Origin of the sequence: Escherichia sp. UTM R2, from assembly GCF_048593455.1 — a bacterium.
GTDB lineage: Bacteria > Pseudomonadota > Gammaproteobacteria > Enterobacterales > Enterobacteriaceae > Escherichia > Escherichia coli.
Map to the genome: position 1 here is coordinate 3641865 of NZ_JBFWDY010000002.1, position 23778 is coordinate 3665642.

The window sequence follows — 23778 nt, forward strand, 5'->3', positions numbered from 1 at the left end:
TTACTCTAAACCCAAGCGTAAATGTCTATTATTGGCAAAATACCACCAGCCAACATGAGCTGTGATGTAAAGTTGACACTGCTACAGTTACATGAGCCTGCTTATATTCTAAATAAATTCAGATAGATATTATCTCCGTGAATCCCCCGCCTCCCTGACCGGAGCGCGGGAATTTTTGTTTTTCACGCTGAGAACCCTGTATGAATAAAACTGATGGCCTTCAGGCCCTGGAAAAACCGCTGGCGTCGCTTCCCGATACGCTTCGCCAGCTTATTCTTGAACGTATTCAGAATCTGACCCACTACGAGCCGGTGATTGGCATCATGGGCAAGAGTGGTGCCGGTAAGTCGTCGCTCTGTAACGAACTCTTTCGGGGGAAAGTCTCCGCCGTCAGTGATGTGAACGCCTGCACCCGCGACATACTGCGCTTCCGGCTGCGCAGTGGTCGTCACAGTCTGGTGATTGTTGATTTACCGGGCGTGGGAGAGAACGGACAACGGGACCATGAATACCGCGCCCTGTACCGGCGTATGCTGCCAGAGCTTGACCTGGTGCTGTGGGTCATCAAAGCTGATGACCGTGCGCTGTCGGTGGACGAGCAGTTCTGGAACGGTGTGATGCAACCTTACCAGCAGCAGGTGCTGTTCGTGCTGAATCAGGCCGACAAAATCGAACCCAGCCACGAATGGGATACTCGTACCGGCACACCTTCACCACAGCAACGGGAAAACCTGAAGGCGAAACAGGCCGCCATTACCACGATGTTCACTCCCCGTCATCCGGTCTGCGTGGTGTCAGCGTTGACCGGCTGGGGCGTGGAAGCGATGGTGGCAACCATGATGCGCTGTCTTCCGGACCGCGCCACCAGCCCGCTGGCGACACAACTGCACGGGAGGCTCTGCACGGAGCCGGTAAAGTCGCAGGCCCGTGACGGCTTCGGTGAGGCGGTAGGCCGGGTGTTCGATACGGCTGAGTCATCGTCGTTCCTGCCCGCCCCGCTGAAGGCGGTGATTCGTACCGTGCGTGATGTAGTGGTGTCGGTGGCGCGGGCTGTCTGGGATTGGATTTTCTTCTGAATGAGTAAAAGGTCGTCAGGATGGTAGTGGATGACTCTGTTTATTCGCAGCCTGATAGATGATTATTTTCAGGCAGACATAACCTGTCTTAACCAGAAAAAGATACCACCAGTCATAAGCGCGTCACCACTGCCGACGTTGCATCCACACAGTCTTCTTGCACCAGGCGTTTCGCTACGTATGACGGACACAACCTGTCAGTCCCATCCTTTACAGTAATACCTTCTTTATTAATCAATTACCCAACACGGAGATAATACATGTCTCAGGCTGAGCGTCGTTATGACCGCCTGTCTGTCCGGCTTTCTCTGATTATCAGCCGTCTGCTCGCGGGTGAAACGCTGAATATGCGCAAACTGGCCGCTGAGTTTGGCGTCTCGGAGCGTACCCTACATCGTGATTTCCGCGAGCGTCTGATTTATCTCGACCTCGAATATCAGGATGGCTGCTGCCGTCTGCTGACCGGAGGCCGTCAGGAGATTCGGGAGGAGGCCGCAATGCAGTTTGCCCGTCAGTCAGGCACTGGCGCGTTGTTTCCTGATATGGACCACCATCTGGTCAATTCATTGCTGAGCAGCAAGGACTCCTCGCCATGTCTTATCTGGCATCCGGGGGCATCCGTAACGTCTTCCCGCCCAGGCATCTTCACACGACTGGTCAGGGCGGTATCAGAAAACAGGAAGGTACCCCTGCTGGCTGACGGATGCCGTTGCGACAACCTTGCCCCCTACCGACTGATTTTCAGCGCCGGTGGGTGGTTTCTGGTGGGGGAACACCTTGCCCGGATAACCGATGAGAACCGCATCAGCTTCTGGCCGCAGCACTTTGGCAGCATTCCGCAGTGGATAATCCTTGAGCCGACCATCTTCGCGTGGATGGACCGCTTCAGCACGGACTACAACGGCGGCATCTGGAATTTTTACACGCTGAGCAACGGCGGTGCGTTTATGGCCCCGGAAGTGGAGAACGATGAACTCTGGTCGCTGTTTAACACGATGAACGGCAACGGCGGTGACATGAGTGCTGAAGCTGCAGGGATTGCGGTCTGTCTGATGGCTTACAGCCACCATGCCTGCCGTACCGAATGCGACGCCATGACGGAGCACTACTACCGCCTGCGGGACTACGCGCTCAACCACGCGGAATGCAACGCCATCATGCACATCATCGACTGAGGTCAGCCGCTATGGAGCAACAGTTACCGTTGTTTGCCCGTGAATTAGCCCCTGCCGACCTGCAGACAGTCAGGAAAGCCTTATCTCTGTTGGAGTGCCAGCTACGTGAAACCGGGGCGTCATTTACTTCCAGCCATGCCGTCCGCGACTGGCTACGCCTGCAGCTCGCGTCACTGGAGCGGGAAGAGTTTACCGCGCTCTTTCTCGATAACCAGCATCGCCTGATAGCCCACGAAACGCTATTTACCGGCACCATCAACCATACGCAGGTCCATCCCCGCGAAGTGGTGAAGGCCGGTCTGAAGCATAACTGCGCCGCTGTCATTGTCGCCCATAGCCATCCCTCCGGGGAGGCTGAACCCAGCAAGGCAGACCGTCAGGTCACTACGCGTATTCAGCAGGCGCTGGACCTGGTTGATATCCGCCTGCTGGACCACCTGGTGGTCGGTGGCATGGAGATCACCTCGTTTGCAGATCGTGGCTGGCTGTAGCACAACAGGAGAATAACCCAATGAAAATTATCAGTAAACGTCAGGCTATGGCGATATACCGCCAGCATCCGCAGTCCCGGTTGTTTCCCTTCTGCACGGGTAAATACAAATGGTCTGGCAGCATCTGCCACTACGCCGGGCAGGAGGTTCAGGATATCAGCGGTGTGCTCGCGGTCTTCGCTGAACGCCGTCAGAACCGCAACGGCCACTATGTCGTATTACGCAGCGTCACGCTGAATTAACACACGTTTAAGGAAGGTTAAAATTGTCGAATAAAACACCGATAGTAAACCACGATATCACTGAACCCTGGTGGGGGCTTAAACGCAGTATCACGCCCTGTTTTGGCGCACGGCTGGTGCAGGCGGGCAACTGTCTGCATTATCTCGCTGACCGGGCCAGCATCACCGGACAGTTCAGCGACGCGGATTTACGGCATCTCGACCAGGCATTTCCACTGCTGCTCAAACAGCTTGAACTGATGCTCACCAGCGGTGAACTCACTCCCCGCCATCAGCACTGTGTCACGCTCTATGCAAAAGGGCTGACCTGCGAGGCCGACTCCCTCGGCTCGCATGGTTACGTATACCTGGCGATTTATCCGACACCAGCGGCAACCGCGTAAAGCTTCTTACTACTTACCCTCGTTTTACCCATCAACAAAGAGATCCCACTATGCAAACCCAACCACTATCCTCAACGCAGGAGGCTACATCACGCCCGTCACCGGTGGAGATCTGGCAACGGCTTCTGAGCCACCTGTTGGATCGTCACTACGGTCTGACGCTTAACGACACGCCGTTTGGCAACGACGGTGTGATTCAGGAGCATATCGACGCCGGTATATCACTGTGCGACGCCGTGAATTTTATTGTGGAGAAGTACGATCTGGTGCGCATCGATCGTCACGGTTTCAGTACAGAAACACAGTTGCCGCGTCTCACCAGTATCGATATTCTCCGCGCCCGCAAAGCCACCGGGTTGATGACTCGCAACGATTACAGAACGGTGACCGACATCACCACCGGTAAATACCGTGGGGGGCATCGATGAAGTTATCCCTGACGGTAGAAGCCGACGCCATCAACGTTCTGGCCCTGAATGCGGGCCGGATCGCTGTGGATATTGACGGCATTGAACTGGCTGCGCTGATCGATGTGGTCTGTGATAACGGTTATTCCCTTCGCGTTGCTGACTCCCCCGGAAAGCTGGTCGTTGAAGATCCGCTTCCACCCGTCGCCCGCGTTAATGGCATCCAGTGCAGTACCGCGCATATTACGGAGAAAGACAACGCTCTGCTGTTTACTCTTTCACACCAGAATGAAGACTTTGGTGAGTCGGAATGGATTAGTTACACCGGGTCGGGTTATCTGCTCCACCTGGGTGCCTGGTCATTTCCGGTCTTACGCCTCAAACGTCTCGGTCTGTCGAAAGCCTGCCGTCGGTTAGTAGTGACGCTTATCCGTCGCTACGCCGTTGGCATTGTTCATCTGGATGCCTTTGGCGAAGTGCTGCCGGGATTTGACATTTTCGACTGGTAAATCTTCTCACCAATAAGCACAGGATATTCTCATGGAGAAATTAACCACCGAAGAGCTCTCAACGTTCTGATTGACTGGCTGCAGGACAACATCGATTGTGGGAACATGATTATTTTCGACAACGACGAAGACAACACCGATTCAGCAGTGCTGTTGCCCTGGATTGAACGTGCGCGTCAGGACGTTCGCGATCTCCGTCATCTTCAACTTCTGCGACAGACCAGTACAGATTAACCACCGAACAGTACTCATCACTTACTCATAATCGCCAGCCCTCACCGGCTGGCGCTTTGCTTTATATAAGGAACGAAATAATGTCAGAGCTTACTCTCACCAAACCCGAAGTATTAACCGGCCACACCGACGTGATTTGCTCCACCAGCATTGAGCGTATTGTCACGGGACGTAATGCCGCGCTGGCGCAGATTGAAGTGCTCATGCAACAACTGGACGATGTTTCGATGCTGACCCGCAGTATCGGAGGAAAAACCGCGCTGGACTGGGCTATGAAGCAGGATTTCCGTTGCGGCTGCTGGTTGATGGAGAAACCAGAAGCGGCGATGAAAGCTATTACCCGTAATCTCGATCGCAGCATATGGCGAGACCTGATGAAGAAGTCGGGCATGATTTCGCTCATGGATGCTCAGGCTCGTGACCAGTGGTACAACAGTCTGGAAAAGGATGACATTCCTGCCGTCAGCGAAGAGAATATTCTCAGCACGTTTGAGCAACTGCATCTGAACAAGGGCGAGGTGTTTGAGCGCGGAGTGATAAATGTGTTCAAAGGTTTAAGCTGGAATTTTAAGACAAATTCCCCTGCAAGTTTGGGGCGAAAATTATCGTTACCGGACTAGTCAAGTTCGATCGGTGGGGATTTGGGCTTAACTGGGGCTGGCAGCGTGACCGGTTAGCTGACCTTGAGCGTATGCTGATGCTTCTTGATGGCAAACCGGTTCCCTACAACCGCGCTGACGTTACCCGTCGTCTCAGCGATCATATCCATGAGAACAGGCACAGTAACCGTTACGAGGATGAGATGTTTGTGATTAAGTATTTTCAGAAGGGAACTGCACACATCGTATTCAAGCGACCTGAGTTGATTGATAAGCTGAACAACATCATCGCCCGACACTATCCGGGAGCACTGCCAGCGAGATGAGAGGTGAGTGAGTTGTCCGAAGCTATCTCAGGTGAGCCAGTGCAAGCCGGACGGCAATGGCATACTGGATGGCATACCGAAAAAAAACAAGCATAAAAAAGGCCATGCTAATCAATAGCATGACCTCGAATAGTGGCGGAACGGACGGGACTCGAACCCGCGACCCCCTGCGTGACAGGCAGGTATTCTAACCGACTGAACTACCGCTCCGCGTTGTGTTCCGTTGGGAACGAGGCGAATATTACGGATTGCCTCACCCTTCGTCAACGGTTTTTCTCATCTTTTGAATCGTTTGCTGCAAAAATCGCCCAAGCCGCTATTTTTAGCGCCTTTTACAGGTATTTATGCCCGCCAGAGGCAGCTTCCGCCCTTCTTCTCCACCAGATCAAGACGGGCTTCATGAGCTGCAAGCTCTTCATCTGTCGCAAAAACAACGCGTAACTTACTTGCCTGACGTACAATGCGCTGAATTGTTGCTTCACCTTGTTGCTGCTGTGTCTCTCCTTCCATCGCAAAAGCCATCGACGTTTGACCACCGGTCATCGCCAGATAAACTTCCGCAAGGATCTGTGCATCGAGTAATGCCCCGTGTAGCGTTCGTTTACTGTTATCTATTTCGTAGCGGGCACATAACGCATCGAGGCTGTTGCGCTTACCAGGAAACATTTTCCTCGCCACCGCAAGGCTATCGGTGACCTTACAGAAGGTATTGGTCTTCGGAATATCGCGCTTAAGCAACGAAAACTCGTAGTCCATAAAGCCGATATCGAACGCTGCGTTATGGATCACCAACTCCGCGCCGCGGATATAGTCCATGAACTCATCGGCTACTTCGGCAAACGTGGGCTTATCGAGCAAAAATTCATCGGCAATACCATGTACGCCAAAGGCTTCCGGAGCCACCAGCCGATCGGGTTTGAGATAAACATGGAAGTTATTGCCCGTCAGGCGACGGTTCACCACTTCAACGGCACCAATCTCAATGATCTTGTGGCCTTCATAGTGCGCACCAATCTGGTTCATACCGGTGGTTTCGGTATCGAGAACGATCTGGCGTGTAATTGCAGTGCTCATAGCGGTCATTTATGTCAGACTTATCGTTTTACAGTTCGATTCAATTACAGGAAGTCTACCAGAGATGCTTAAACAGGTAGAAATTTTCACCGATGGTTCGTGTCTGGGCAATCCAGGACCTGGGGGTTACGGCGCTATTTTACGCTATCGCGGACGCGAGAAAACCTTTAGCGCAGGCTACACCCGCACCACCAACAACCGTATGGAGTTGATGGCCGCTATTGTCGCGCTGGAGGCGTTAAAAGAACATTGCGAAGTCATTTTGAGTACCGACAGCCAGTATGTCCGCCAGGGTATCACCCAGTGGATCCATAACTGGAAAAAACGTGGCTGGAAAACCGCAGACAAAAAACCAGTAAAAAATGTCGATCTCTGGCAACGTCTTGATGCTGCCCTAGGGCAACATCAAATCAAATGGGAATGGGTTAAAGGCCATGCCGGACACCCGGAAAACGAACGCTGTGATGAACTGGCTCGTGCCGCGGCGATGAATCCCACACTGGAAGATACGGGCTACCAAGTCGAAGTTTAAGCTTGTGGTTTACGACATTGCCGGGTGGCTCCAACCGCCTGGCGAATTCGTGGCTTGTTTTTACTCTGTTTCATCGGGTTTAGCGTTAAAGGAATAGTCCGTTTCCGGGCAACAATAAGTTGTAAGCAACCAAGCGCAGGAATATGCGCATTCAATAGTTTTCCTCCGTGTTTGTTCCACGGGAGAACGTGGAAACGGCTGGCGTGCAGCACTTCAAAATTCAACAAAGAGAGCCAGTCCAGTTGCCGCATCAGAGTAAACATCCGGCTGTTATAGGGCGAGGTTTTTCGCAATACCGGCACAAGTTTGCGTAATCCCATTAAACTAATGGGATTGAAGCCACTAATCACCAGCCAGCCATCATCAATCAATACCCGATCGGTTTCACGCAATAAACGATGCGGATCGGTGCACCACGGCAATGTATGTGCCAGTAGACAAACATCAACGGATTTATCGGCAAAAGGAAGATGAAGTGGATCCGCCTGCACCTGGACGGGCATTCCTTGCGCAGAAACATTCACTTGATGAGAAACCGCGCACGCTTCGCAATTGATTTCTGCGCTTAAATTGCCAATCTTAAGCAGATGAAAACCATACATTTTAGTGAACCACGGGTTGAGCTGGCGCTCCAGCGCCTTGCGATAAAGCTCTCCCCAGGGCAAATCGCCCCAGCGATCAGGAGCCACGACAGTTTGAGGGACTCTTGCCGGTTTCATCACAACCTTCCGTTTCACACTAAGAGGTAATCTATGAATCTTAACAGTATTCCCGCCTTTGATGACAATTACATCTGGGTTTTGAATGATGAAGCAGGTCGCTGCCTGATTGTCGATCCCGGAGACGCAGAGCCAGTATTAAACGCCATTGCCGCCAATAACTGGCAACCGGAGGCCATATTTCTCACCCACCATCACCACGATCACGTTGGCGGCGTAAAAGAACTGGTGGAAAAGTTTCCACAAATTGTGGTGTATGGTCCACAAGAGACACAAGATAAGGGAACAACACGGGTAGTCAAAGATGGCGAAACTGCCTTCGTTTTGGGGCATGAATTTAGTGTAATTGCTACGCCGGGTCACACTTTAGGACATATCTGTTACTTCAGTAAACCTTATCTATTTTGCGGCGACACACTATTTTCTGGTGGGTGTGGTCGGTTGTTTGAAGGGACAGCATCACAAATGTATCAATCACTTAAAAAGTTAAGTGTGTTACCTGACGATACATTGGTATGTTGTGCTCATGAATATACCTTATCAAATATGAAGTTTGCTTTGAGTATTCTTCCGCACGATTTGTCCATAAATGATTATTATCGTAAAGTTAAGGAGTTACGGGCAAAAAATCAAATAACACTACCCGTAATTCTGAAAAATGAGCGGCAAATTAATGTTTTTTTAAGAACGGAAGATATTGATTTAATTAATGTAATTAATGAAGAAACATTATTGCAACAACCTGAAGAGCGTTTTGCATGGTTAAGGTCAAAGAAAGATAGGTTCTGATAAAACTTTCTTGTCATCGGCTCCGTTCGCCGTTATGATCGGTCGTCTTTTAAGCAACTATTGACACACACATGAAGGCAAAAGCGATATTACTCGCCTCTGTCCTGCTCGTGGGTTGCCAGAGTACCGGCAACGTTCAACAGCACGCACAGAGCCTTTCTGCAGCTGGTCAAGGGGAAGCAGCAAAGTTTACAAGTCAGGCACGATGGATGGACGATGGGACGTCTATCGCGCCAGATGGTGACTTGTGGGCTTTCATTGGCGACGAGCTAAAGATGGGAATTCCGGAAAATGACCGGATTCGCGAACAGAAACAGAAATATTTACGCAATAAGAGCTATCTCCACGATGTAACTTTACGGGCAGAGCCGTATATGTACTGGATAGCAGGGCAAGTTAAAAAACGTAACATGCCTATGGAACTGGTACTACTACCCATAGTGGAGAGCGCTTTTGATCCTCACGCAACGTCTGGCGCCAATGCCGCAGGCATCTGGCAGATCATTCCGAGCACGGGGCGCAATTATGGTTTGAAACAGACCCGCAATTATGACGCGCGTCGCGATGTTGTTGCTTCAACAACTGCCGCGCTGAATATGATGCAGCGTCTGAACAAAATGTTTGACGGCGACTGGCTTCTGACCGTAGCGGCTTATAACAGCGGCGAAGGTCGGGTCATGAAGGCAATTAAAACGAACAAAGCGCGTGGGAAATCCACGGACTTCTGGTCGTTACCGTTGCCGCAGGAAACGAAGCAGTACGTGCCTAAAATGCTGGCATTGAGTGATATTCTCAAAAACAGCAAGCGTTATGGCGTACGTCTGCCAACGACCGATGAAAGCCGTGCTCTGGCGCGTGTGCACCTGAGTAGCCCGGTTGAAATGGCGAAGGTTGCAGATATGGCGGGGATTTCCGTCAGCAAGCTGAAGACATTCAACGCTGGCGTGAAAGGCTCCACGCTGGGCGCAAGTGGGCCGCAGTACGTGATGGTGCCAAAGAAGCATGCAGATCAACTGCGTGAATCTCTCGCTTCAGGCGAAATTGCTGCTGTACAGTCGACGCTGGTTGCCGACAATACGCCGCTTAACAGCCGTGTTTACACCGTACGCTCTGGCGACACGCTTTCAAGCATCGCTTCACGTCTCGGCGTAAGCACCAAAGATTTGCAGCAGTGGAACAAACTGCGCGGATCTAAGCTGAAGCCAGGCCAAAGTTTGACGATTGGTGCAGGCAGTAGCGCACAGCGGTTGGCAAACAACAGCGATAGCATTACGTATCGTGTGCGCAAAGGCGATTCGCTTTCAAGCATTGCTAAACGCCACGGCGTGAACATCAAAGATGTGATGCGCTGGAACAGCGACACTGCGAATCTGCAACCAGGCGACAAGCTGACGTTGTTTGTGAAAAACAACAACATGCCAGATTCCTGACAAACCAGATAATAAAAAGGCACCGATTCCCCCGGTGCCTTTTTTATTTATGCCGCTTTATGTGCTTCTACCATGATGATATCACTGGTGAAAGAGCCATCAGTCTGCAAGGAAAAATACGTTCTCACCTCTGTCGATGCGCTCTGTTGGTAAATGCGAATAGCGTCTACTAACGCTTCTGGCGTACGCATTCTCACGACCCATGAAGAAAATTCCAGCGGTAACTTATCTGTAATTAAATTATCAACTATCAGATTGGCTTCATTGATTAACGTCAACCACTCACCGCTGGCGTAGTTTCGTACGTGAGAGGTATCGCGTAATGCTTCTACCGTCTGTAACCAGATGTCGCGCACTGGGTGGCCCGGAGACATTACGTCCATCACAATCAGCCTACCGCCAGGTTTCAATATCCGGTTCACTTCACGCAGTGCTGCACCAACATCATGCCAGTGATGGGCAGAATAACGGCTGATAACAATATCAAATGCGTTATCGGCAAATGGCAGACTTTCGGCATAACCCTGGCGGGTGGTGATATTTTTCAGTTGCCGGACTTCGGCAGCTTGTGCCACGACATCCAGCATGTGGGCAGATAAGTCATACGCCACCACCGTGCTCACGTTTTGCGCAGCGACAAACGTTGGTCTGCCCTGTGGCAGACCTGACATACCTTATTTATCAGGCTTGCCGGGACTGAATTCAACGAGTAGCGGATTGTGATCGGAAGCGCGCGTAACCAGTACAGAAGCTTCACTGACGTTCAGACCACGGTAGAAAACAAAATCGAGCGGGCGACCAAACGCCCGACGGCGCTGATCATCGGTAAAACGCACCTGGCGCAGCGACATTTCCCGCGCAAAGCGATATAACGCGTTCATCCTTCTACGGCTCCAGGCATTGAAATCTCCCGCCATAATGACCGGGCCGCTGTGGTGAGCTATCTGATCACCAATAGGAAGTAACTGCTTACTATAGACATCCACGCCCAGACTGAAGTTGACGGCGTGTATATTAACCACCATCAACAGGCGGGTGTCAGGTAATGGATAGACCGTCACCAGTGCCGACTTCGCCAGACGCAAAATGGGTTCTCGTTCACGTAACGGGCAGCAATACACTGGATGTGCCGCCGAAAGGGTCATTACGCCAGAAGGATGTTGTGGCAGCACGAAAGCGGGTACCTGATCGGCGGCAAGATAGTTAGCGGTCGCAAACTGTACTAACTCTGGCGTTGTCTGCGCTTCCTGCAATAACACCAGATGTGCATCTTTGCCGTAGTTCTTTAATACCGACAACCATTCAGCGCGTTGCTGTTTGTATATGTTCCACACCAGGATCCGAATACGCTCTTCGGTACTTAACGGTTCCCCAGGTGGTAATGCCTGGCCGATGCTCGCAAAAGACCCCGGCGGTAAGATCCTTTCCGCAGGTTGTCCGGCAACATAGCGCATGGCATAGGTGTTTTTTCGCACTTTTGACTTTGAAACCTCTATTACGTCAACCCTTCCGCACTCGGGAGGGTTCTACTGTTATAGGGATTTTAGCTCACTCTTTCAACGAGCAATTGTATATTGTTATGTAAGCAAGTGCTTACACCGGTCAGAATTTTGCTCATTATGGAGAACATTAAATCGCATGACATATCACGCATCCTGATGGTTTAATGACAAATAAATTCAAAATATCTCTTCTATTTTGCAACAGGAGCAAAAATGAAAGCCACGTCGGAAGAACTCGCCATTTTTGTTTCGGTCGTCGAAAGCGGCAGCTTTAGCCGGGCAGCGGAACAATTAGGGCAAGCAAACTCAGCGGTAAGCCGGGCGGTGAAAAAGCTGGAGATGAAACTTGGCGTTAGCCTGCTTAATCGGACCACGCGACAACTTAGCCTGACGGAAGAAGGCGAGCGTTATTTTCGTCGCGTACAGTCAATTTTGCAGGAGATGGCAGCGGCAGAATCAGAAATTATGGAGACGCGTAATACACCGCGTGGACTGTTACGGATCGATGCCGCAACTCCAGTGGTGCTGCACTTTCTGATGCCGTTAATTAAGCCTTTCCGTGAACGCTATCCGGAAGTCACTTTGTCGCTAGTCTCCTCCGAAACGATTATTAATTTGATCGAAAGAAAAGTGGATGTCGCGATACGCGCTGGTACGTTAACGGATTCCAGCTTACGTGCCAGGCCGTTATTTAACAGTTATCGAAAAATTATCGCCTCCCCCGATTATATTTCCCGCTACGGGAAGCCAGAAACGATCGACGATTTAAAGCAACATGTTTGCCTGGGATTCACTGAACCCGCTTCCCTCAATACCTGGCCGATAGCCTGTAGTGATGGACAATTACATGAGGTGAAGTACGGTTTGTCATCCAATAGTGGGGAAACACTGAAACAGCTTTGCCTGAGTGGCAACGGGATTGCATGTTTGTCCGACTACATGATCGACAAAGAAATCGCTCGCGGAGAATTGGTGGAGTTAATGGCAGATAAAGTGTTGCCAGTGGAAATGCCATTCAGTGCCGTCTATTACAGCGACCGTGCGGTAAGTACGCGCATCCGGGCTTTTATCGATTTCCTTAGCGAGCATGTAAAAACAGCTCCCGGAGGAGCTGTCAGAGAGGCTTAATCCCATTCAGGAGCCAGACCTTCCGGGCTAACCAGGCGGTCGTTGCAATCCAGTGCGGCGATCGCTTTTTTATCTTCGGCATCAAGCTGTAAATTTTGTGCCTTAAGATTACTTTCCAGGTTTTTACGTTTAGTAGAAGAAGGAATTACTGAGTAACCTTCCCCCATAGCCCACGCCAGAATCACTTGTGCCGGAGTCGCATTGTGTTTAGCTGCGATACGAGCAATAACCTCATCTTTCAGGGCCTTACCATACGCCAGCGTCATATAGGAAGTAATATGGATGCCGTGCTGTTTAGCCCAGGCAACCACTTTACGGTTTTGCAGATAAGGAGAGAGTTCAATCTGGTTAGTAGCGATGTTTTCAGCGCCAACAGCAGCAATCGCCTTTTCCATCAATGGGATCGTGAAGTTGGAAATACCGATCTCACGCGTCAACCCTTCTTTTTTGGCTTCCAGCAGCTCCTGCATAAACTCTTCAACAGAGACTTCATCGTTTGGTGACGGCCAGTGGATTAGAGTCAGATCAACATAATCAGTACGCAATTTTTGCAGGCTCTCTTTCAGACTCGGGATCAATTTGTCTTTGCTGAGATTTTCAATCCAGATTTTAGTGGTGATGTAGAGTTCATGACGTGGCACGCCACTTTCTGCAATCGCCTGACCTACTGCGGCTTCGTTATCATAGATTTGTGCAGTATCAATTGCGCGATAACCAAGTTCAAGCGCCGTTTTCACAGATGAAATAACAACGTCGTCTTTCAGACGGAAAGTACCTAAACCAAATGCAGGGATAGCCATAATATGCCTCTTTTAATGCTATTTTCGTTAACTGAGGTGATTATGGGCTTCAGACTGTTGAGGAAAAAGAGCGTAAAATGCAGAGGATTTTTGCGATTCTGGCAATAATAGATATACAGACGAAAAAAAACCTCGAGCGTTAACTCGAGGCTTCTTAATAAGTGGCGGAACGGACGGGACTCGAACCCGCGACCCCCTGCGTGACAGGCAGGTATTCTAACCGACTGAACTACCGCTCCACCGAATTCTTTTACAACCACCGGTTTTATGACCGGCTTACTGCTTAATTTGATGCCTGGCAGTTCCCTACTCTCGCATGGGGAGACCCCACACTACCATCGGCGCTACGGCGTTTCACTTCTGAGTTCGGCATGGGGTCAGGTGGGACCACCGCGCTACGGCCGCCAGGCAAATTCCTGTGCTCTGTCCTGTGTCTTTTGTGCTGATACTGCGTCGGCTGCATTCGCGAAAGTCAGTCACATACTTCAGTATGCTCTTTCCTTCGCTTCATTTGCCGCCTTGTCTCAGCGCAAAATCCTTCGGACTCTGAATCAAAGCTGAAATTCTCTCAATCCGCCAAAACATCTTCGGCGTTGTAAGGTTAAGCCTCACGGTTCATTAGTACCGGTTAGCTCAACGCATCGCTGCGCTTACACACCCGGCCTATCAACGTCGTCGTCTTCAACGTTCCTTCAGGACTCTCAAGGAGTCAGGGAGAACTCATCTCGGGGCAAGTTTCGTGCTTAGATGCTTTCAGCACTTATCTCTTCCGCATTTAGCTACCGGGCAGTGCCATTGGCATGACAACCCGAACACCAGTGATGCGTCCACTCCGGTCCTCTCGTACTAGGAGCAGCCCCCCTCAGTTCTCCAGCGCCCACGGCAGATAGGGACCGAACTGTCTCACGACGTTCTAAACCCAGCTCGCGTACCACTTTAAATGGCGAACAGCCATACCCTTGGGACCTACTTCAGCCCCAGGATGTGATGAGCCGACATCGAGGTGCCAAACACCGCCGTCGATATGAACTCTTGGGCGGTATCAGCCTGTTATCCCCGGAGTACCTTTTATCCGTTGAGCGATGGCCCTTCCATTCAGAACCACCGGATCACTATGACCTGCTTTCGCACCTGCTCGCGCCGTCACGCTCGCAGTCAAGCTGGCTTATGCCATTGCACTAACCTCCTGATGTCCGACCAGGATTAGCCAACCTTCGTGCTCCTCCGTTACTCTTTAGGAGGAGACCGCCCCAGTCAAACTACCCACCAGACACTGTCCGCAACCCGGATTACGGGTCAACGTTAGAACATCAAACATTAAAGGGTGGTATTTCAAGGTCGGCTCCATGCAGACTGGCGTCCACACTTCAAAGCCTCCCACCTATCCTACACATCAAGGCTCAATGTTCAGTGTCAAGCTATAGTAAAGGTTCACGGGGTCTTTCCGTCTTGCCGCGGGTACACTGCATCTTCACAGCGAGTTCAATTTCACTGAGTCTCGGGTGGAGACAGCCTGGCCATCATTACGCCATTCGTGCAGGTCGGAACTTACCCGACAAGGAATTTCGCTACCTTAGGACCGTTATAGTTACGGCCGCCGTTTACCGGGGCTTCGATCAAGAGCTTCGCTTGCGCTGACCCCATCAATTAACCTTCCGGCACCGGGCAGGCGTCACACCGTATACGTCCACTTTCGTGTTTGCACAGTGCTGTGTTTTTAATAAACAGTTGCAGCCAGCTGGTATCTTCGACTGATTTCAGCTCCACGAGCAAGTCGCTTCACCTACATATCAGCGTGCCTTCTCCCGAAGTTACGGCACCATTTTGCCTAGTTCCTTCACCCGAGTTCTCTCAAGCGCCTTGGTATTCTCTACCTGACCACCTGTGTCGGTTTGGGGTACGATTTGATGTTACCTGATGCTTAGAGGCTTTTCCTGGAAGCAGGGCATTTGTTGCTTCAGCACCGTAGTGCCTCGTCATCACGCCTCAGCCTTGATTTTCCGGATTTGCCTGGAAAACCAGCCTACACGCTTAAACCGGGACAACCGTCGCCCGGCCAACATAGCCTTCTCCGTCCCCCCTTCGCAGTAACACCAAGTACAGGAATATTAACCTGTTTCCCATCGACTACGCCTTTCGGCCTCGCCTTAGGGGTCGACTCACCCTGCCCCGATTAACGTTGGACAGGAACCCTTGGTCTTCCGGCGAGCGGGCTTTTCACCCGCTTTATCGTTACTTATGTCAGCATTCGCACTTCTGATACCTCCAGCATGCCTCACAGCACACCTTCACAGGCTTACAGAACGCTCCCCTACCCAACAACGCATCAGCGTCGCTGCCGCAGCTTCGGTGCATGGTTTAGCCCCGTTACATCTTCCGCGCAGGCCGACTCGACCAGTGAGCTATTACGCTTTCTTTAAATGATGGCTGCTTCTAAGCCAACATCCTGGCTGTCTGGGCCTTCCCACATCGTTTCCCACTTAACCATGACTTTGGGACCTTAGCTGGCGGTCTGGGTTGTTTCCCTCTTCACGACGGACGTTAGCACCCGCCGTGTGTCTCCCGTGATAACATTCTCCGGTATTCGCAGTTTGCATCGGGTTGGTAAGTCGGGATGACCCCCTTGCCGAAACAGTGCTCTACCCCCGGAGATGAATTCACGAGGCGCTACCTAAATAGCTTTCGGGGAGAACCAGCTATCTCCCGGTTTGATTGGCCTTTCACCCCCAGCCACAAGTCATCCGCTAATTTTTCAACATTAGTCGGTTCGGTCCTCCAGTTAGTGTTACCCAACCTTCAACCTGCCCATGGCTAGATCACCGGGTTTCGGGTCTATACCCTGCAACTTAACGCCCAGTTAAGACTCGGTTTCCCTTCGGCTCCCCTATTCGGTTAACCTTGCTACAGAATATAAGTCGCTGACCCATTATACAAAAGGTACGCAGTCACACGCCTAAGCGTGCTCCCACTGCTTGTACGTACACGGTTTCAGGTTCTTTTTCACTCCCCTCGCCGGGGTTCTTTTCGCCTTTCCCTCACGGTACTGGTTCACTATCGGTCAGTCAGGAGTATTTAGCCTTGGAGGATGGTCCCCCCATATTCAGACAGGATACCACGTGTCCCGCCCTACTCATCGAGCTCACAGCATGTGCATTTTTGTGTACGGGGCTGTCACCCTGTATCGCGCGCCTTTCCAGACGCTTCCACTAACACACACACTGATTCAGGCTCTGGGCTGCTCCCCGTTCGCTCGCCGCTACTGGGGGAATCTCGGTTGATTTCTTTTCCTCGGGGTACTTAGATGTTTCAGTTCCCCCGGTTCGCCTCATTAACCTATGGATTCAGTTAATGATAGTGTGACGAATCACACTGGGTTTCCCCATTCGGAAATCGCCGGTTATAACGGTTCATATCACCTTACCGACGCTTATCGCAGATTAGCACGTCCTTCATCGCCTCTGACTGCCAGGGCATCCACCGTGTACGCTTAGTCGCTTAACCTCACAACCCGAAGATGTTTCACTTCAGAGTTGCGAAAATTTGAGAGACTCACGAACAACTTTCGTTGTTCAGTGTTTCAATTTTCAGCTTGATCCAGATTTTTAAAGAGCAAAACTTCGCAGTGAACCTTTGCAGGTACACTCTGAAGTATTTTTTATTTAATCACTACAGAGATGGTGGAGCTATGCGGGATCGAACCGCAGACCTCCTGCGTGCAAAGCAGGCGCTCTCCCAGCTGAGCTATAGCCCCATAACATGTAGTTAAAACCTCTTCAAATTTGCCGTGCAAATTTGGTAGGCCTGAGTGGACTTGAACCACCGACCTCACCCTTATCAGGGGTGCGCTCTAACCACCTGAGCTACAAGCCTGTAGAGGTTTTACTGCTCATTTTCATCAGACAATCTGTGTGAGCACTGCAAAGTACGCTTCTTTAAGGTAAGGAGGTGATCCAACCGCAGGTTCCCCTACGGTTACCTTGTTACGACTTCACCCCAGTCATGAATCACAAAGTGGTAAGCGCCCTCCCGAAGGTTAAGCTACCTACTTCTTTTGCAACCCACTCCCATGGTGTGACGGGCGGTGTGTACAAGGCCCGGGAACGTATTCACCGTGGCATTCTGATCCACGATTACTAGCGATTCCGACTTCATGGAGTCGAGTTGCAGACTCCAATCCGGACTACGACGCACTTTATGAGGTCCGCTTGCTCTCGCGAGGTCGCTTCTCTTTGTATGCGCCATTGTAGCACGTGTGTAGCCCTGGTCGTAAGGGCCATGATGACTTGACGTCATCCCCACCTTCCTCCAGTTTATCACTGGCAGTCTCCTTTGAGTTCCCGGCCGGACCGCTGGCAACAAAGGATAAGGGTTGCGCTCGTTGCGGGACTTAACCCAACATTTCACAACACGAGCTGACGACAGCCATGCAGCACCTGTCTCACAGTTCCCGAAGGCACCAATCCATCTCTGGAAAGTTCTGTGGATGTCAAGACCAGGTAAGGTTCTTCGCGTTGCATCGAATTAAACCACATGCTCCACCGCTTGTGCGGGCCCCCGTCAATTCATTTGAGTTTTAACCTTGCGGCCGTACTCCCCAGGCGGTCGACTTAACGCGTTAGCTCCGGAAGCCACGCCTCAAGGGCACAACCTCCAAGTCGACATCGTTTACGGCGTGGACTACCAGGGTATCTAATCCTGTTTGCTCCCCACGCTTTCGCACCTGAGCGTCAGTCTTCGTCCAGGGGGCCGCCTTCGCCACCGGTATTCCTCCAGATCTCTACGCATTTCACCGCTACACCTGGAATTCTACCCCCCTCTACGAGACTCAAGCTTGCCAGTATCAGATGCAGTTCCCAGGTTGAGCCCGGGGATTTCACATCTGACTTAACAAACCGCCTGCGTGCGCTTTACGCCCAGTAATTCCGATTAACGCTTGCACCCTCCGTATTACCGCGGCTGCTGGCACGGAGTTAGCCGGTGCTTCTTCTGCGGGTAACGTCAATGAGCAAAGGTATTAACTTTACTCCCTTCCTCCCCGCTGAAAGTACTTTACAACCCGAAGGCCTTCTTCATACACGCGGCATGGCTGCATCAGGCTTGCGCCCATTGTGCAATATTCCCCACTGCTGCCTCCCGTAGGAGTCTGGACCGTGTCTCAGTTCCAGTGTGGCTGGTCATCCTCTCAGACCAGCTAGGGATCGTCGCCTAGGTGAGCCGTTACCCCACCTACTAGCTAATCCCATCTGGGCACATCCGATGGCAAGAGGCCCGAAGGTCCCCCTCTTTGGTCTTGCGACGTTATGCGGTATTAGCTACCGTTTCCAGTAGTTATCCCCCTCCATCAGGCAGTTTCCCAGACATTACTCACCCGTCCGCCACTCGTCAGCGAAACAGCAAGCTGTTTCCTGTTACCGTTCGACTTGCATGTGTTAGGCCTGCCGCCAGCGTTCAATCTGAGCCATGATCAAACTCTTCAATTTAAAAGTTTGATGCTCAAAGAATTAAACTTCGTAATGAATTACGTGTTCACTCTTGAAACTTGGTATTCATTTTTTGTCTTTCGACGTTAAGAATCCGTATCTTCGAGTGCCCACACAGATTGTCTGATAAATTGTTAAAGAGCAGTTGCGACGCGCTTTAGCGCACTGTCGCGAGGTGGCGTATATTACGCTTTCCTCTTTCAGAGTCAACCCTGAATTTCAGGATTTTTCTCTTCAACCGAACCGGCTGTTTGTGTGAAGTGATTCACATCCGCCGTGTCGATGGAGGCGCATTATAGGGAGTCGTCTCAGGAAGACAAGTGGAAAAATGCATTTTTATTTCAATCGCTCATCTTTTAATCATTATGCCGGTTTTTGCTGCTTTTTTATCGCTTGCGGCAGGTCTGCCAGGCTATTTAACACCCAATCCGCCGCGTTTTCTGCTTCAGGCGTAATAGGTTTACCCGTACGCACCAGCACTTTTGTTCCCACGTTCGCCGCAGCCGCTGCCTGCATATCTTCTAATTTATCGCCCACCATATAAGAAGCGGCCATATCAATATGCAAATAATCGCGTGCTGACAAAAGCATCCCCGGATGTGGTTTACGGCAGTCGCAGACCTGGCGAAACTCTTCAACACTACCCTGCGGATGATGCGGGCAATAATAGATACCATCCAGATCGACATCTCGGTCCGCCAGCGACCAGTCCATCCACTCGGTCAGCGTTTCAAACTGTGCTTCGGTAAATTTACCGCGAGCAATGCCAGACTGGTTGGTTACTACCACCAGCGCAAACCCCATTTTTTTTAGCTCGCGCATGGCGTCAATAACACCGTCGATAAATTCAAAGTTGTCGATCTCATGGACATAGCCGTGATCGACATTAATGGTGCCATCACGGTCAAGAAAAATTGCGGGTAAGCTCTTCGCCACCTTTTATAGCTCCTTAATAAGGCATGTGACGCTAGTATCGCATGTTTCGACCTGCAAGAAAGTGCTCTTCGCATAAACCTGATTGATTTAGACGTCTGGATGCCTTAACATCCATTTCATTGACGGCGTTGCCCGTTTCAGGCATTCGAAATGCCACGACTAACTTAATGACGATAATAAATAATCAATGATAAAACTTTCGAATATCACCAAAGTGTTCCACCAGGGCACCCGCACCATCCAGGCGTTGAACAACGTCAGCCTGCATGTGCCAGCTGGACAAATTTATGGCGTTATCGGTGCCTCAGGCGCGGGTAAGAGTACGCTTATACGTTGTGTAAACCTGCTGGAGCGCCCAACCGAGGGTAGCGTGCTGGTCGATGGCCAGGAGCTGACCACGCTGTCAGAATCTGAGTTGACCAAAGCTCGCCGCCAGATTGGTATGATTTTCCAGCATTTTAACCTGCTCTCTTCGCGTACTGTTTTTGGCAACGTGGCTCTGCCGCTGGAGCTGGACAACACACCGAAAGACGAGATCAAACGTCGCGTGACGGAATTGCTGTCATTGGTTGGTCTTGGCGATAAGCATGATAGCTACCCGTCGAATCTTTCCGGTGGGCAGAAACAACGTGTGGCGATTGCCCGTGCATTAGCCAGCAATCCCAAAGTATTGCTGTGTGATGAAGCCACCAGCGCGCTGGACCCGGCAACGACACGTTCTATTCTCGAACTGCTGAAAGACATCAACCGCCGTCTGGGTTTGACGATTCTGTTGATCACCCACGAAATGGACGTTGTGAAGCGTATTTGTGATTGCGTGGCGGTCATCAGCAACGGCGAACTGATCGAGCAGGACACGGTAAGTGAAGTGTTCTCACATCCGAAAACGCCGCTGGCGCAGAAGTTTATTCAGTCTACCCTGCATCTGGATATCCCGGAAGATTACCAGGAACGTCTGCATGCGGAGCCATTCACTGACTGCGTGCCGATGTTGCGTCTGGAGTTTACCGGTCAATCGGTCGATGCCCCACTGCTTTCTGAAACCGCGCGTCGTTTCAACGTCAACAACAACATTATTAGCGCGCAGATGGATTACGCCGGTGGCGTTAAGTTCGGCATCATGCTGACTGAAATGCACGGCACACAACAAGATACGCAAGCCGCCATTGCCTGGCTGCAGGAACACCATGTAAAAGTAGAGGTACTGGGTTATGTCTGAGCCGATGATGTGGCTGCTGGTTCGTGGCGTATGGGAAACGCTGGCAATGACCTTCGTATCCGGATTTTTTGGCTTTGTGATTGGTCTGCCGGTTGGCGTCCTACTTTATGTCACGCGTCCGGGGCAAATTATTGCTAACGCGAAGCTGTATCGTACCGTTTCTGCGATTGTGAACATTTTCCGTTCCATCCCGTTCATTATCTTGCTGGTATGGATGATTCCGTTTACCCGCGTTATTGTCGGTACATCGATTGGTTTGCAGGCAGCGATTGTTCCGTTAACCGTTGGTGCAGCACCGTTTATTGCCCGTATGGTCGAGAACGCTCTGCTGGAGATCCCAACCGGATTAATTGAAGCTTCCCGCGCAATGGGTGCCACGCCGATGCAGATCGTCCGTAAAGTGCTGTTACCGGAAGCATTGCCGGGTCTGGTGAATGCTGCGACTATCACCCTGATTACCCTGGTCGGTTATTCCGCGATGGGTGGTGCAGTCGGTGCCGGCGGTTTAGGTCAGATTGGCTATCAGTATGGCTACATCGGCTACAACGCGACGGTGATGAATACGGTACTGGTATTGCTGGTCATTCTGGTTTATTTAATTCAGTTCGCAGGCGACCGCATCGTCCGGGCTGTCACTCGCAAGTAACGTTCAACACAACATAAATAATTGAAGAAGGAATAAGGTATGGCGTTCAAATTCAAAACCTTTGCGGCAGTGGGAGCCCTGATTGGATCACTGGCACTGGTAGGCTGCGGTCAGGATGAAAAAGATCCAAACCACATTAAAGTCGGCGTGATTGTTGGTGCCGAACAGCAGGTAGCAGAAGTCGCGCAGAAAGTTGCGAAAGACAAATATGGCCTGGACGTTGAGCTGGTAACCTTCAACGACTATGTTCTGCCAAACGAAGCATTGAGCAAAGGCGATATCGACGCCAACGCCTTCCAGCATAAACCGTACCTTGATCAGCAACTGAAAGATCGTGGCTACAAACTGGTCGCAGTAGGCAACACTTTTGTTTATCCGATTGCTGGTTACTCCAAGAAAATCAAATCACTGGATGAACTGCAGGATGGTTCGCAGGTTGCCGTGCCAAACGACCCAACTAACCTTGGTCGTTCACTGCTGCTGCTGCAAAAAGTGGGCTTGATCAAACTGAAAGATGGCGTTGGCCTGCTGCCGACCGTTCTTGATGTTGTTGAGAACCCCAAAAATCTGAAAATTGTTGAGCTGGAAGCACCGCAGCTGCCGCGTTCTCTGGACGACGCGCAAATCGCTCTGGCAGTTATCAATACCACCTATGCCAGCCAGATTGGCCTGACTCCGGCGAAAGACGGTATCTTTGTCGAAGATAAAGAGTCCCCGTACGTAAACCTGATCGTAACGCGTGAAGATAACAAAGACGCCGAGAACGTGAAGAAATTCGTTCAGGCTTATCAGTCTGACGAAGTTTACGAAGCAGCAAACAAAGTGTTTAACGGCGGCGCTGTTAAAGGCTGGTAATTTTTAGGCTGTTTCCACAATTTGTAATATCATTCAGGACGGGCGCTTGCCCGTCTTGTCATTTTTACAAGCTCCTGATTCAATATTGACGTTTTGATCATACATTGAGGAAATACTATGCGTGCTTTACCGATCTGTTTAGTAGCACTCATGCTAAGCGGCTGTTCCATGTTAAGCAGATCCCCTGTCGAACCCGTTCAAAGCACTGCACCCCAGCCGAAAGCGGAGCCTGCAAAACCGAAAGCGCCGCGCGCCACGCCGGTCCGAATTTATACCAATGCAGAAGAATTAGTCGGCAAACCGTTCCGCGATCTCGGTGAAGTCAGTGGCGACTCTTGCCAGGCCTCTAATCAGGACTCTCCGCCGAGCATTCCAACCGCACGTAAGCGGATGCAAATCAACGCCTCTAAAATGAAAGCCAATGCTGTATTACTGCATAGCTGCGAAGTCACCAGCGGTACGCCGGGCTGCTATCGTCAGGCTGTATGTATCGGTTCTGCGCTTAACATTACGGCGAAATGAGCAGTTTCCAGTTCGAGCAAATAGGCGTTATTCGCTCGCCCTATAAAGAAAAATTCGCCGTTCCGCGCCAGCCAGGTCTGGTAAAAAGCGCCAACGGCGAACTGCATCTCATTGCTCCCTACAACCAGGCCGACGCCGTTCGCGGCCTGGAAGCGTTCAGCCATTTATGGATCCTTTTCGTCTTTCATCAAACGATGGAAGGCGGCTGGCGTCCGACTGTGCGTCCACCGCGCCTCGGCGGTAACGCCAGAATGGGGGTTTTCGCAACACGCTCTACTTTCCGCCCTAACCCAATTGGCATGTCGCTGGTAGAGCTGAAAGAGGTTGTTTGCCATAAAGACAGCGTGATTCTGAAGCTCGGCAGTCTGGATCTGGTCGATGGTACGCCGGTAGTGGATATCAAACCGTATCTCCCCTTTGCCGAATCGCTTCCCGATGCCAGTGCCAGCTATGCGCAAAGTGCGCCAGCTGCAGAGATGGCGGTGAGTTTTACCGCAGAGGTCGAAAAGCAGCTTTTGACGCTGGAGAAGCGTTATCCGCAGTTAACGCTGTTTATCCGCGAAGTACTGGCGCAGGACCCGCGCCCGGCCTATCGTAAAGGTGAGGAAACGGGCAAAACCTATGCCGTCTGGCTACATGATTTTAACGTTCGCTGGCGCGTCACCGACGCAGGTTTTGAAGTCTTTGCGCTGGAACCGCGTTAA

22 protein-coding genes, 4 tRNA genes, 3 rRNA genes and 4 pseudogenes are annotated in these 23778 nt (G+C 51.1%); 20 read left to right on the forward strand and 13 right to left on the reverse strand.

Translation table 11 applies throughout. The features are described from left to right. Window positions 1-200 precede the first annotated feature (200 nt). The 11 genes and pseudogenes from AB4H76_RS18525 (at window position 201) to AB4H76_RS18575 (ending at window position 5442) form a co-directional block, all read left to right on the forward strand. Window positions 201-1076: a GTPase family protein gene (locus AB4H76_RS18525; protein WP_053266523.1), complete on the forward strand. Its 876-nt coding sequence runs from the start codon at window positions 201-203 to the stop codon at window positions 1074-1076. Between the two features lie 260 nt (window positions 1077-1336). After that, window positions 1337-1867, forward strand: a pseudogene (locus AB4H76_RS18530) (transcriptional regulator); the annotation flags it as partial. After that, complete coding sequence (locus tag AB4H76_RS18535; protein WP_250146760.1) at window positions 1841-2251, forward strand: antirestriction protein; 411 nt, start codon at window positions 1841-1843, stop codon at window positions 2249-2251. The pseudogene AB4H76_RS18530 and the gene AB4H76_RS18535, both read left to right, overlap by 27 nt. 11 nt (window positions 2252-2262) lie before the next feature. Next, window positions 2263-2742 carry a RadC family protein gene (gene radC, locus AB4H76_RS18540; RefSeq protein WP_021553292.1) on the forward strand — a complete coding sequence of 160 codons (480 nt, stop codon included), beginning with the start codon at window positions 2263-2265 and terminating at the stop codon, window positions 2740-2742. Window positions 2743-2762: 20 nt separating this feature from the next. Continuing rightward, window positions 2763-2984: a DUF987 domain-containing protein gene (locus tag AB4H76_RS18545; protein ID WP_044068431.1), complete on the forward strand. Its 222-nt coding sequence runs from the start codon at window positions 2763-2765 to the stop codon at window positions 2982-2984. Between the two features lie 23 nt (window positions 2985-3007). Beyond that, window positions 3008-3367, forward strand: a complete 360-nt coding sequence (locus AB4H76_RS18550; RefSeq protein WP_072644718.1) for a type IV toxin-antitoxin system YeeU family antitoxin — start codon at window positions 3008-3010, stop codon at window positions 3365-3367. Between the two features lie 50 nt (window positions 3368-3417). Next, window positions 3418-3795: a TA system toxin CbtA family protein gene (locus tag AB4H76_RS18555; RefSeq protein WP_001194695.1), complete on the forward strand. Its 378-nt coding sequence runs from the start codon at window positions 3418-3420 to the stop codon at window positions 3793-3795. Continuing rightward, window positions 3792-4283 (forward strand): DUF5983 family protein, encoded by a 492-nt coding sequence (locus AB4H76_RS18560; protein WP_000777682.1) that lies wholly within the window; start codon window positions 3792-3794, stop codon window positions 4281-4283. Before AB4H76_RS18555 ends, AB4H76_RS18560 begins: the two co-directional genes overlap by 4 nt. A gap of 31 nt (window positions 4284-4314) precedes the next feature. After that, window positions 4315-4517, forward strand: a pseudogene (locus AB4H76_RS18565) (hypothetical protein). A gap of 80 nt (window positions 4518-4597) precedes the next feature. After that, a pseudogene (locus AB4H76_RS18570) lies at window positions 4598-4930 on the forward strand (restriction endonuclease subunit M); the annotation flags it as partial. Then, window positions 4907-5442 (forward strand): annotated as a pseudogene (locus AB4H76_RS18575) (DUF4942 domain-containing protein). The pseudogenes AB4H76_RS18570 and AB4H76_RS18575, both read left to right, overlap by 24 nt. A 133-nt stretch (window positions 5443-5575) precedes the next feature. Here the strand turns inward: AB4H76_RS18575 and AB4H76_RS18580 are convergent. After that, window positions 5576-5652 (reverse strand) — tRNA-Asp (locus AB4H76_RS18580). 132 nt (window positions 5653-5784) lie between these two features. Then, window positions 5785-6516, reverse strand: a complete 732-nt coding sequence (dnaQ, locus tag AB4H76_RS18585) for a DNA polymerase III subunit epsilon (protein ID WP_420062613.1) — start codon at window positions 6514-6516, stop codon at window positions 5785-5787. Between the two features lie 64 nt (window positions 6517-6580). On the opposite strand from dnaQ, the gene rnhA reads away from it, so the two are divergent. Further along, entirely contained in the window at window positions 6581-7048 is a 468-nt protein-coding gene (gene rnhA / locus AB4H76_RS18590; RefSeq protein WP_000917883.1) for a ribonuclease HI, read from the forward strand. Here the strand turns inward: rnhA and AB4H76_RS18595 are convergent. After that, entirely contained in the window at window positions 7045-7767 is a 723-nt protein-coding gene (locus tag AB4H76_RS18595) for a class I SAM-dependent methyltransferase (RefSeq protein WP_001297210.1), read from the reverse strand. The genes rnhA and AB4H76_RS18595 overlap by 4 nt on opposite strands. Before the next feature lie 33 nt (window positions 7768-7800). Between AB4H76_RS18595 and gloB the strand changes: the two genes are divergently transcribed. After that, window positions 7801-8556 (forward strand): hydroxyacylglutathione hydrolase, encoded by a 756-nt coding sequence (gene gloB / locus AB4H76_RS18600; protein ID WP_077492736.1) that lies wholly within the window; start codon window positions 7801-7803, stop codon window positions 8554-8556. A gap of 71 nt (window positions 8557-8627) precedes the next feature. Continuing rightward, on the forward strand, window positions 8628-9986 hold the full coding sequence (gene mltD, locus AB4H76_RS18605; protein WP_000644685.1) for a murein transglycosylase D: 1359 nt from the start codon (window positions 8628-8630) through the stop codon (window positions 9984-9986). A gap of 47 nt (window positions 9987-10033) precedes the next feature. Here the strand turns inward: mltD and AB4H76_RS18610 are convergent, their stop codons facing one another. Further along, on the reverse strand, window positions 10034-10657 hold the full coding sequence (locus AB4H76_RS18610; RefSeq protein ID WP_000016012.1) for a class I SAM-dependent methyltransferase: 624 nt from the start codon (window positions 10655-10657) through the stop codon (window positions 10034-10036). A 3-nt stretch (window positions 10658-10660) separates the two neighbouring features. Continuing rightward, window positions 10661-11461, reverse strand: coding sequence for an endonuclease/exonuclease/phosphatase family protein (locus AB4H76_RS18615; RefSeq protein WP_001230983.1), 801 nt, complete (start codon window positions 11459-11461; stop codon window positions 10661-10663). A 240-nt stretch (window positions 11462-11701) separates the two neighbouring features. On the opposite strand from AB4H76_RS18615, the gene yafC reads away from it, so the two are divergent. Further along, entirely contained in the window at window positions 11702-12616 is a 915-nt protein-coding gene (gene yafC, locus AB4H76_RS18620) for a DNA-binding transcriptional regulator YafC (RefSeq protein WP_000648577.1), read from the forward strand. Here the strand turns inward: yafC and dkgB are convergent. The 8 genes from dkgB to gmhB all read right to left on the reverse strand — a co-directional run bounded on the left by dkgB (window position 12613) and on the right by gmhB (window position 19832). Further along, a complete protein-coding gene (gene dkgB / locus AB4H76_RS18625) occupies window positions 12613-13416 on the reverse strand; it encodes a 2,5-didehydrogluconate reductase DkgB (RefSeq protein ID WP_000997050.1) in 804 nt (267 codons plus the stop codon). The genes yafC and dkgB overlap by 4 nt on opposite strands. Window positions 13417-13578: 162 nt before the next feature. Next, window positions 13579-13655, reverse strand: a tRNA-Asp gene (locus AB4H76_RS18630). 54 nt (window positions 13656-13709) lie between these two features. Further along, window positions 13710-13825: ribosomal RNA gene (gene rrf, locus AB4H76_RS18635) — 5S ribosomal RNA — on the reverse strand. Window positions 13826-14013: 188 nt separating this feature from the next. After that, window positions 14014-16917 (reverse strand): 23S ribosomal RNA (locus AB4H76_RS18640). A gap of 174 nt (window positions 16918-17091) precedes the next feature. After that, window positions 17092-17167, reverse strand: a tRNA-Ala gene (locus AB4H76_RS18645). Between the two features lie 42 nt (window positions 17168-17209). After that, window positions 17210-17286: transfer RNA gene (locus tag AB4H76_RS18650), tRNA-Ile, on the reverse strand. A 68-nt stretch (window positions 17287-17354) separates the two neighbouring features. Then, window positions 17355-18896: ribosomal RNA gene (locus tag AB4H76_RS18655) — 16S ribosomal RNA — on the reverse strand. Together the 16S, 23S and 5S rRNA genes with 3 tRNA genes alongside form the textbook arrangement of a ribosomal RNA operon. A 363-nt stretch (window positions 18897-19259) precedes the next feature. Further along, complete coding sequence (gene gmhB / locus AB4H76_RS18660; protein ID WP_077492397.1) at window positions 19260-19832, reverse strand: D-glycero-beta-D-manno-heptose 1,7-bisphosphate 7-phosphatase; 573 nt, start codon at window positions 19830-19832, stop codon at window positions 19260-19262. Window positions 19833-20019: 187 nt separating this feature from the next. Here gmhB and metN point away from each other — a divergent pair, with 187 nt between their 5' ends. From metN to tsaA, 5 genes are all read left to right on the forward strand, one after another. Continuing rightward, a complete protein-coding gene (gene metN, locus AB4H76_RS18665; protein ID WP_420062614.1) occupies window positions 20020-21051 on the forward strand; it encodes a methionine ABC transporter ATP-binding protein MetN in 1032 nt (343 codons plus the stop codon). Next, on the forward strand, window positions 21044-21697 hold the full coding sequence (locus tag AB4H76_RS18670) for a methionine ABC transporter permease MetI (protein ID WP_001294600.1): 654 nt from the start codon (window positions 21044-21046) through the stop codon (window positions 21695-21697). The genes metN and AB4H76_RS18670 overlap by 8 nt, the downstream gene beginning before the upstream one ends. A gap of 39 nt (window positions 21698-21736) precedes the next feature. Beyond that, complete coding sequence (gene metQ, locus AB4H76_RS18675) at window positions 21737-22552, forward strand: methionine ABC transporter substrate-binding lipoprotein MetQ (RefSeq protein ID WP_000874226.1); 816 nt, start codon at window positions 21737-21739, stop codon at window positions 22550-22552. 117 nt (window positions 22553-22669) lie between these two features. Next, on the forward strand, window positions 22670-23074 hold the full coding sequence (gene rcsF / locus AB4H76_RS18680; RefSeq protein WP_001202329.1) for an Rcs stress response system protein RcsF: 405 nt from the start codon (window positions 22670-22672) through the stop codon (window positions 23072-23074). Then, window positions 23071-23778 carry a tRNA (N6-threonylcarbamoyladenosine(37)-N6)-methyltransferase TrmO gene (tsaA, locus tag AB4H76_RS18685; RefSeq protein WP_000094011.1) on the forward strand — a complete coding sequence of 236 codons (708 nt, stop codon included), beginning with the start codon at window positions 23071-23073 and terminating at the stop codon, window positions 23776-23778. The genes rcsF and tsaA overlap by 4 nt, the downstream gene beginning before the upstream one ends.